The 9,631-nt window shown below is 71.1% G+C and carries 10 protein-coding genes; 6 read left to right on the top strand and 4 right to left on the bottom strand.

Going from position 1 to position 9,631, the window contains the following annotated elements:
* The coding region (gene groEL / locus AB0H81_RS41700) for a chaperonin GroEL (protein ID WP_358387063.1) at window positions 1–1,133 on the top strand (1,133 nt) is incomplete at its 5' end.
* 77 nt (window positions 1,134–1,210) lie between these two features.
* Here the strand turns inward: groEL and AB0H81_RS41695 are convergent.
* The 4 genes from AB0H81_RS41695 to AB0H81_RS41680 all read right to left on the bottom strand — a co-directional run bounded on the left by AB0H81_RS41695 (window position 1,211) and on the right by AB0H81_RS41680 (window position 4,990).
* A complete protein-coding gene (locus tag AB0H81_RS41695) occupies window positions 1,211–1,789 on the bottom strand; it encodes a hypothetical protein (RefSeq protein WP_358387060.1) in 579 nt (192 codons plus the stop codon).
* Window positions 1,790–1,833: 44 nt separating this feature from the next.
* Window positions 1,834–2,757 carry a sigma-70 family RNA polymerase sigma factor gene (locus AB0H81_RS41690; RefSeq protein ID WP_358387058.1) on the bottom strand — a complete coding sequence of 308 codons (924 nt, stop codon included), beginning with the start codon at window positions 2,755–2,757 and terminating at the stop codon, window positions 1,834–1,836.
* 308 nt (window positions 2,758–3,065) lie between these two features.
* Complete coding sequence (locus AB0H81_RS41685; RefSeq protein WP_358387056.1) at window positions 3,066–3,596, bottom strand: YbhB/YbcL family Raf kinase inhibitor-like protein; 531 nt, start codon at window positions 3,594–3,596, stop codon at window positions 3,066–3,068.
* A gap of 185 nt (window positions 3,597–3,781) precedes the next feature.
* A complete protein-coding gene (locus AB0H81_RS41680) occupies window positions 3,782–4,990 on the bottom strand; it encodes an ROK family protein (RefSeq protein ID WP_358387053.1) in 1,209 nt (402 codons plus the stop codon).
* A gap of 159 nt (window positions 4,991–5,149) precedes the next feature.
* On the opposite strand from AB0H81_RS41680, the gene AB0H81_RS41675 reads away from it, so the two are divergent.
* The 5 genes from AB0H81_RS41675 to AB0H81_RS41655 are packed head-to-tail and all read left to right on the top strand — an operon-like array spanning window position 5,150 to window position 9,584.
* Window positions 5,150–6,181 carry a substrate-binding domain-containing protein gene (locus AB0H81_RS41675; protein ID WP_358387050.1) on the top strand — a complete coding sequence of 344 codons (1,032 nt, stop codon included), beginning with the start codon at window positions 5,150–5,152 and terminating at the stop codon, window positions 6,179–6,181.
* Window positions 6,182–6,217: 36 nt separating this feature from the next.
* Entirely contained in the window at window positions 6,218–7,195 is a 978-nt protein-coding gene (locus tag AB0H81_RS41670) for an ABC transporter permease (protein WP_358387047.1), read from the top strand.
* Window positions 7,192–7,980, top strand: coding sequence for an ATP-binding cassette domain-containing protein (locus tag AB0H81_RS41665; RefSeq protein ID WP_358387044.1), 789 nt, complete (start codon window positions 7,192–7,194; stop codon window positions 7,978–7,980). The genes AB0H81_RS41670 and AB0H81_RS41665 overlap by 4 nt, the downstream gene beginning before the upstream one ends.
* Before the next feature lie 39 nt (window positions 7,981–8,019).
* Window positions 8,020–8,901 (top strand): sugar phosphate isomerase/epimerase, encoded by an 882-nt coding sequence (locus tag AB0H81_RS41660; RefSeq protein WP_358387042.1) that lies wholly within the window; start codon window positions 8,020–8,022, stop codon window positions 8,899–8,901.
* Window positions 8,898–9,584 (top strand): nucleoside/nucleotide kinase family protein, encoded by a 687-nt coding sequence (locus AB0H81_RS41655; protein WP_358387039.1) that lies wholly within the window; start codon window positions 8,898–8,900, stop codon window positions 9,582–9,584. The genes AB0H81_RS41660 and AB0H81_RS41655 overlap by 4 nt, the downstream gene beginning before the upstream one ends.
* Window positions 9,585–9,631: the final 47 nt, after the last annotated feature.

The following is a 9,631-nucleotide window of genomic DNA, read 5'->3' as shown; positions in this document are numbered from 1 at the left end:
ACAAGGTCGGCAAGGAAGGCGTCATCACCGTCGAGGAGAGCAACACCTTCGGTCTGGAGCTGGAGCTCACCGAGGGCATGCGCTTCGACAAGGGCATGACGTCGATGTACTTCGTCACCGACTCGGACCGCATGGAGGCCGTGCTCGAGGACCCGTACATCCTCATCGTCAACTCGAAGATCTCGGCCAACAAGGACCTGCTGCCGCTGCTCGACAAGGTCGTGCAGTCCGGCAAGCCGCTCCTGATCATCGCCGAGGACATCGAGGGCGAGGCCCTGGCGACCCTGGTCGTCAACAAGATCCGCGGCCTGTTCCGCTCCGTGGCCGTCAAGGCCCCGGGCTTCGGTGACCGCCGCAAGGCCATGCTGGGCGACATCGCCATCCTCGCCGGTGGCCAGGTCATCGCCGAGGAGCTGGGCCTGAAGCTGGAGAGCACCACGCTCGACCAGCTCGGCCGCGCCCGCAAGGTCGTGGTGACCAAGGACGAGACCACCATCGTCGACGGCGCCGGAGACCCCGACGCCATCGCGGGCCGCGTCAACGAGATCCGCGCCGAGATCGAGCGCACCGACTCCGACTACGACCGCGAGAAGCTCCAGGAGCGCCTCGCGAAGCTGGCCGGCGGCGTGGCCGTCATCAAGGCCGGCGCGGCGACCGAGGTCGAGCTCAAGGAGCGCAAGCACCGCATCGAGGACGCCGTGCGCAACGCGAAGGCGGCCGTCGAGGAGGGCATCGTCCCCGGCGGTGGCGTGGCGCTGCTGCAGGCGGGCGCCAAGGCGTTCGACAAGCTGGAGCTGACCGGCGACGAGGCCACCGGTGCCGCGATCGTCCGCAAGGCTCTGGAGGAGCCGCTCAAGCAGATCGCCGTCAACGCCGGCCTCGAGGGCGGCGTCGTGGTGGAGAAGGTCCGCAACCTCACGCCGGGTGAGGGCCTCAACGCCGCCACGGGCGAGTACGTCGACATGTTCGCCTCGGGCATCATCGACCCGGCCAAGGTGACGCGTTCGGCGCTGCAGAACGCCGCCTCCATCGCGGCGCTCTTCCTCACCACCGAGGCCGTCATCGCCGAGAAGCCGGAGAAGAACGCCGCCGCCCCCGCCGGTATGCCCGGTGGCGGCGACATGGACTTCTAAGTCCTTCTCGCGGCACCCTCACGCACCACCAAGGGCGGCCCGTCCATCCGGACGGGCCGCCCTCGCGCGTTCCGGGGTCAGTCCTTGACGACGGCGTCGCGGGGGCCGCCGTAGACGGGGTTGCGGTCGTAACGCTTGTCCGTGACGAGCAGGCGGACGGTGCGCTTGCCGGCCTCCTCCGCCTCCCAGACCACCCAGTCGTCGCCGGGAGAGGTCTTCAGCTCGGGCCCCTCGCCGAAGCCTCCCGGGTTGCCGGGCGCGATCTGCATGACGAGGAAGGTGGCCTTCAGACGGCGCCTCCTGATCTCCGGCAGGACTTCGCCGACGGTCTTCTCGTCGACCCGGTAGCCGTCGAGCAGGTGGCCCTTCAGGGTGGCCAGAGGCGCCGCTTTCTCTTCCGTCTGCTTCGGTGCGGGAACCAGCTCGCAGGGCCCCACCGGGTCCTTCATGAGGATGGTGCTGGTGCTGCTCCCTCCGCCGGCGTTCGGGGTGATCGTCCAGACGAAGGTCTCGCCGGGCCGGAACCGCCGGGTGTCGATGCGCATCTGCCAGCCGTGCCGCTCGCCCGGGATGTCCTCGGGCAGTGAGTAGATGCCGCGCGGAATGTCCTTCACGTGCTCGGCGCGCGGCTCCTTGCACCTCTTCCCCTCGGGCACGTAGTCCACGATGGCCGGGACGCCGAGCTCCTCCAGCCGCCTTCTCAGCCCGTCCGCGTCACTGAAGTCGCGGACCTGGATGGTGACGACCCCGTGATCGTCCTTGGTGACGGCGTAGGAGGGCGTCGCGCCACCGTTCTTCCCCAGCAGGCTGGGGCCGACGACGATGCCCCCGGCCAGGGCCGCCGCGACGGCGAGCCCGGCGGCCAGCCGCCCGAGCCCGCCCCGGCGCAGCGACGAGACTGAACCCCCCGAGGTGGGCAGCCCCGTGAGCGGGTCCTCTGTGGCCGGGGTCGCGACGATGGTGGCCAGCAGCGTCCGCGCCCCGCGCCGGACGGGTCGGCTCCGGGCGCGCCGGGCTCGACCCCGGCCAGCGCCCTCGCCAGGGCGTCGATGTCAGCTCCGCCCCGCGTCATGTTCTCGGTCATGTCCTTCACCGTGACCCTTTCCGCCGGGACGAGCCGGCTAGGTGTCGTGAGGGGGACGTCCGCCTCCGCGAGGGCGCGGGCGAAGCGTTTGCGGGCGCGGTAGAGCCTGACGCGTACGGCGTTACGGGTCAGGCCGAGCACCGTGGCGATCTCCTCGCGGTCCAGGCCCTCCCAGGCGACCAGCGACAGCAGCTCGCGGTCGTCGCCGGGCAGCTCGCGGAACGCCCTGGCGATCGCGTCCAGCTCGACCCCGCTGTCGGGGCGCCGCCCGTACAGGTCGGCCACCTCGGCGTCGAGCTCGGCGTTGCGCTCCTGGCGGTGCCGGCCGGTCCGGCGGCGGTTGGCCAGCACCTTGCGTGCCACGCCGTACAGCCACAGCATGGCCTGCTCGCCTTCGGGTAACTCGTCCACGCGCCGCCAGGCGACGGTGAAGGTGTCGGCCACCACGTCCGCCGCGTCCTGCGGTGAGTCGCAGCGGCGTGCGGCATAGGCCGTGATCCGGCCGTATGTCTCTTTGTAGACGGCCTCGAATCTGGCCATCCGGGGGTCATCCACGGGCGCTTCCCATGACAGGCTTCCTTTGTTGGTCCTGAGCGCGGACACCTGTGCCTATGTAGGGAGAACGCCGACCATTACCGGGTGGCGGGGGAAATCTGGTGGAGGCCGTGGGCGGGGGATGACCACGTGGGCGGCCCACGAGGCGCCGTCACGGCGCCTCGCCACGTGCGGGTCAGAGGCCGTCTCCCTGGAGGCCCTCAGCCATGGTCGGCGGGTGGCGGCCGGCTGGGCTGTGCCGTAAAGGAAGGTTCTCGTGGAAGGCCCCAGGGACGACGGCGGGCCGGGATGCGTCAGATGCCGTAATGCGGAATGATGTGGCCGCGGGCGAGCGTGTTGGCGGTGATGTTGAAGCCGACGACGGCCGGGCTGGCGTCGGTGTCGACGCCCAGGCTCTCCACGCCCAGCGCGTGCACCGTGTACACGTAGCGGTGCGGGTCGCCGGGCGGGGGAGCGGCGCCGCCGTACTCGTTGGCGCCGTAGTCGTTGCGGGCGTGCTTGGCCCCCTGCGGCAGGCCCTTGAACTCCGGGCCCGTGCCGGCGCCCGTGGGCAGCTCCGTGACCGAGGCCGGGATGTCGTACACCACCCAGTGCCAGAATCCGCTGCCCGTCGGCGCGTCTGGGTCGAAGCAGGTGACGGCGTAGCTGCGGGTCTCGGACGGCGCGTCCGACCAGCTCAGCGCGGGCGACAGGTTCTGGCCGGTCATGCCCCAGTCGTTGAAGACGTGGAGGTCTCCCAGCCTCTCGCCGTCGGTGATGTCGTCGCTGCGCACCTGGAGCGTCGGGACCGACGGCAGGTGTTCGTGCGGCAGAGGTGCGGGCACGGTGTCCTCCTTGCGTGGCGGCTTAGAAGGTCTTTCCCGCCATCCTAGAAGCGCCCGCGCCGCCCCCGTTCACCTCCGCTGTGACGCGCCGCTGGGTGTCCTCGCGATCGCCGCCGGCGTGACGCGCCGCTGGGTGTCCTCGCGATCACCTCCGGCGTGACGCCCCACGTCTGTCGGCGAACGGGTCAGGTGGTGGCGCGGTCCACGAGTTCCTGCACCCGCTCGGGTGAGTAGATGCCGTCGACCAGCAGCTGGGCCAGGCCGAGCACGCCCGCGTGCGGGTCGAGGTCGCTGCGGACGATCTGCAGGTTGCGGGTGGCCAGCGGCAGCGACCGGCGATAGACGATCTCGCGGATACCGGCGAAGAGCAGCTCGTCGGTGTGGGCGAGCTGGCCGCAGACCGCGATGACGCGCGGGTTGAACAGGTTGACCATGTCGGCGATGGTGCCGCCGAGGATGCGGGCCGCGCGCCGGGCGAGCCGCACCGCGCCCGGGTCGCCGGCGCGGATCAGGCGGACGGCGTCGTCCACGGTGGCGACCTCGCGGCCCGCCTCCCGCAGGTCGCGCACCAGGGCCCAGCCGCCGGCGTACGCCTCCAGGCAGCCGGTGTTGCCGCACCGGCACACGGGCGGCTCGGCGGTGTCGGGGACCGTGACGTGGATGTGGCCGACGTCGCCGGCCGCGCCGTCGGCGCCCCGGTGGACCTGGCCGCCGGCGATGAGGCCGGTGCCGACCCCCGTGCCGATCTTGACCATGAGGAGGTGCGGGACGTCCGGGTAGCGCAGGCGCTGCTCGCCGTACGCCATCGCGTTGACGTCCTTGTCGACGAGCACGGGGCATGAGTACTGCCCGGTGAACCAGCCGCGGATGTCGAAGCGGTCCCAGCCGGTCATGATCGGCGGGCTGATGACCCGGCCGGAGGCGAAGTCGACCGGCCCCGGCACGTCGAGCCCGATGCCGAGCACGGCTTCGGGGGGCTGGCGGATGTCGTGCAGGATCTCGGCGAAGAGCTTCTCCACGATCGTGAGGATGGTCTCGGGGCCCGCGGTGATGTCGGCCCTGGCCTCACGCTCGATGCCGACGTGGCCGCCGAGGTCGCACACCGCGGCCCGCAGCGCGGTGGCCCCGATGTCGGCGACGAGCAGCACGCCGCGCGTGCGGTCGACCACGAACTGGCCGGCCGGACGGCCGCGGGTGCGCGCCTCCTCCGGGCCCGGCACCAGCAGGCCGGCGGCGAGCAGCCCGTCGAGCCGCTGGTTGACCGTGGTGCGGGAGAGCCCGGTCAGTCGCGCCACGTCGGACTTGGTCAGCCCGTCGGGCACGTCGCGGAACAGGCTGAGGATCTCGCCGCTGCTCACCCCCATCCTCGGCGGGGTGGGGCCTGTCGTCGTCATAGCACCACTGTAGCTATGACGGTGACTACTCGTAAGTCAAGCATCTTTCGACAGAAAAAGTCGAAAGAAGGGTTGTCAGGCGTTAGAAGGTCGGTTTACGGTCGGGTCATCTACGCGGGAAAGGGACAACCGATGTATGCCAACGCCAGAGGCCGTCGTGTGGCGGCAGTCGGTGCGCTCGCCGCGGCCGGCGCACTCGTACTCGGATCGTGCGGCACCGGCGGGGTCACCGAGTCGGCCGCCGCGAACGGCACGCAGGCCGCGGGCGGCGCCCCCCAGAACTACGCGGCGGTCATCAAGGGCCTGGACAACCCGTTCTTCCAGACCATGAAGCAGGGCATCGACGATCAGGCCAAGACATCGGGGGCGACCGTCACCGTGCAGGCGGCCAACTCGATCACCGACACCACTGGGCAGGCGGACAAGCTCAACGGCCTGGCCGGCCAGGACTTCTCCTGCTACATCGTCAACCCGATCTCCGGCACGAACCTCATCCAGGGCCTCGCCAAGCTCTCCATGATGAACAAGCCCGTCGTCAACATCGACAGTCCCGTCGATCCGACCGCGGCCAAGAGCGCGAACGTCAAGCTCGCCACGTACGTCGGCACCGACAACAGGGAGGCCGGCAAGATGGCCGGGCAGCGGATGACCGAGCTGCTGCCGTCCGGCGGCGAGGTCGCGGCCATCGGCGGCATCGCCGGCGACGTCACCAGCGGCGCCCGCATCGAGGGCTTCCAGCAGGGCATCGGCGGCAACGTCAAGGTGGTCCAGACCGTCGCCGCCGACTGGGACCGCCAGACCGCGCTCACCGCCGCCACCAACGTGCTGCGGGCCCACCCGAACCTGGGCGGCTTCTTCGTCGCCAACGACGACATGGGGCTCGGCGTGGCCCGCGCCATCGCCGACGCCGGCAAGACCGGCAAGGTCAAGGTCATCAGCGTCGACGGCATCAAGGACGCCCTGGAGGCGGTCAAGGCCGGCACGCTGGACGCCACCGTCGCCCAGTACCCGTACACCATCGGCCAGATGGGCGTCGAGGCCTGCCAGGCCGCGTCGAGCGGCAAGACGCTGCCCGCCAGCGTCGCGGCCCCCGTGGAGCTCGTCACCAAGGACACCGCCGACAAGGCGCTCGCGTCCACGCCCAAGCCGTTCGGCACCTACGACGACCCCTACAAGGCACTGACCAAGTAGCCCAGACCGCGACGCATCTACGGAGGAGCGACCTCCATGACCAACACCACCACACTGCGGGCCAGTGGAGGGCCGAACTGGTCCCACCGGCTGAAGGACGCCGGGTTCTGGGCGGAGTGGGCCGCCCTCGTCGGGCTGATCGTCCTGGTGATCGTCTTCCAGGCGCTCAACCCGACGTTCCTCAGCCCCGGCAACATCGCCTCGATGCTGGTGGCCGCGGCCATCCTCATCATCCTGGCGGTCGGGCAGACGTTCGTGATCGCGACCGCGGGCATCGACCTGTCCATCGCCTCGGTGATGACGCTCGGCGCGGTCGTCTTCGGCCAGATGTACGAGGCGGGCCTGGGGCTCGGCGTGGCGTCGCTGATGGCGGTCGTGTCCGCCGGGGTGGCCGGGGCCGTCAACGGCCTCATCGTCGCCCGCGGCAAGATCACGGACTTCATCGTGACCCTCGGCATGCTGTCGGCGGCCTCGGGGCTCGCCCTGATCCTGTCCGACGGCAAGCCGGTGACCGTCATCGACCCGCTGCTCCTGCGCCTGTCCACCAGCGGCATCGGGATCTTCGGCTGGTCGTTCGTCATCGCGATCGTGGTCGCCGTGGCGGCGCACGTCGTGCTCTTCCACACCCGCTTCGGCACCCACCTGCTGGCCACCGGCGGCTCGCCCGAGTCGGCGACGGCCATGGGCATCAGCACCGCCCGCATCAAGATCGCTGTCTATCTGATCAGCGGCCTGCTCGCCGGGCTGGGCGCGATCCTGCTGGTCGGCCGCATCGGCGCGGCCGAGCCCGCGGCGAACACCGCCTTCCTGCTCAACTCGGTGGCCGCGGTGGTGCTCGGCGGGGTCAGCCTCTTCGGCGGCCGGGGCACCGTCGTCGGACCCGTCTTCGGCGCCCTGCTGCTGATCGCCCTGGTCAACGGGCTCACCCTGCTCGGCGTCTCGCAGTTCTACCAGCCGCTCGCCGTCGGCATCGTCGTGGTGCTGGCCGCGCTCCTCATGAGGTTCCAGAAATGACCGAACAGCCACAGGTCGCGGAAATGACCGGACAGCCGCCGCAGGACGTGCTGCTGTCGTGCGACGACGTGTCCCTGTCCTTCGGCAACGTCCGGGCCCTCGTCGACGTCTCGCTGACGCTGCGGCCCGGCGAGATCACCGCCCTGGTCGGCGACAACGGCGCGGGCAAGTCGACGCTGGTCCGCTGCGTCTCCGGCATCCACCGGCCGGACAGCGGCACCATCACCTTCGACGGCCGGCGGACCGACTTCCACTCGCCGGAGGACGCCCGCGAGGCCGGGATCGAGACCGTCCACCAGAACCTGGCCCTCGTCGAGGACCTCACGGTGTGGCAGAACCTCTTCCTCAACCGTGAGATCGTCCGCCGGTTCGGCCCCGTCGGGGTGCTCGACCGCCGGGCCATGCAGTCCCGGGCCCGCGAGATGGTCTCCGCGCTGGCCGTCAACGTGCCGGCGGTGGGCTCGCGGGTGCGGCGGCTGTCCGGCGGGCAGCGTCAGGCGGTCGCCATCTGCCGGGCCGCCGGGTTCAGCTCCAAGCTCGTCATCATGGACGAGCCCACGGCGGCGCTGGGCGTCCAGGAGACGGCCCGCGTCGAGGAACTCGTCTTCCGGCTGCGCGACGAGGGGCACGCGGTGCTGATCATCAGTCACAACTTCGCCCAGGTCATGCGGCTCAGCGAGCAGGTGTGGGTGATGCGCGCGGGGCGCTGCGTCGGCGGCCGGCGCACCGCCGACACCACCGGCGAGGAGATCGTCGGCCTCGTCACCGGCGCGATCGGCTCCTGACGGCACCCGGAACGACTCGACGAAAGAAGGCACGTTCCCATGGCCACCGACAACCCGGCCAACCCGATCGGCGTCCACGCCCTGGTGTGGGTCGGCGACACGAGTCCCACCTCGCTGGAGCTCGCCATCGGCAGGACGAAGGCCGCCGGGTTCGACCTGCTGGAGATCTCCCTGCACGACTCGGCGAACCTCGACGTCGCGGCGGCGCGTGAGGCGCTCACGTCCGCCGGTCTGGGCGTGGCCTGCTCGCGCGGCCTCGCCTTCGACGCCGACGTCTCCAGTGAGGACCTCACTGTGGTCGAACGCGGCGAGAAACTCCTGCACGACTCGCTGGCCGTCACGCGTGGGCTGGGCGGCACCCACTTCACCGGCGCCCTCTACAGCGCGCTCGGCAAGTACGGCCACCCGCTCACCGAGGCGGGACGCCGCAACGTGGTGACGGTGCTGCGCCGCCTGGCCCTGGAGGCCGCCGGCGAGGGCATGACGCTCGGGCTGGAGATCTGCAACCGGTACGAGACCAACGTGGTCAACACCGCCCGCGACGCGCTCCGGCTGGCCGACGACATCGGCGAGGACAACGTGCTCATCCACCTCGACACGTACCACATGAACATCGAGGAGGAGGATCTCGTCCGGCCCGTGCACGAGGTCGGGGAGCGGCTAGGTTACGTCCATGTGGGTGAGAACCATCGCGGCTACCTCGGATCAGGACATATCGACTTCACCGCGTTCTTCCACGCGCTCGGCGACATCGGCTACCGGGGGCCGATCACGTTCGAGTCGTTCTCCTCGGCGGTCGTGATGCGGGGACTGTCCAACGACCTGGCCATCTGGCGCAACCTGTGGAGCGACGGCGAGGACCTGGCCCGCCACGCCCGCGCGTTCATCGCCGGCCAGCTCCACGCGAGCCGCGCCCGATGACGCTCGACGACCTGGCGGACCGGGCCCGCGAACTGGTGTCCGGCGGACACCGGGCGCTGCTCGGCATCACGGGCGGGCCGGGGGCGGGCAAGTCGACGCTCGCCGAGCACCTGGTGCGCGTGCTGCGGCAGGCGCCGCCGTCCGGGCAGCCGCCCGAGTGGGTGGCGCACGTGCCGATGGACGGTTTCCACCTGGCCGACGTGGAGCTCGACCGGCTCGGGCGACGCGAGCGCAAGGGGGCTCCCGACACGTTCGACGCCGCCGGGTACGCGGCGCTGCTGCGCCGGCTGCGCGAGGACGACGACGAGGTCGTGTACGCGCCCTCGTTCGAGCGCGACCTGGAGCAGCCGATCGCGGGCAGCATCCCGGTGCCCCGGGCCGCCCGGCTGGTCATCACCGAGGGCAACTACCTGCTGCTCGACGAGGGCGACTGGGCGCATGTGCGGCCCTGGCTGGACGAGGTGTGGTACTGCTCGCTCGACTCGGTGGAGCGGGTGCGCCGGCTCGTCTCCCGGCACACGAGGTTCGGCAAGGAGCCCGACGCGGCCGTGGCCTGGGTGATGGGGACCGACCAGCGCAACGCCGATCTGATCGCCACCACCCGGGACCGGGCCGACCTCGTCGTTCCGGACCTGCTCCTGCGCTCGCTCGGCCACGACCCGGACGACCTGACCGGCCCGTGAACCGGCCCGCGGGCCGGCCGCGGACCGGCCGCGGGCCGGCGGCGGAC

Source organism: Nonomuraea sp. NPDC050691, from assembly GCF_040654455.1.
Lineage (GTDB): Bacteria > Actinomycetota > Actinomycetes > Streptosporangiales > Streptosporangiaceae > Nonomuraea.
This window is presented reverse-complemented; position numbering and strand designations above follow the sequence as displayed.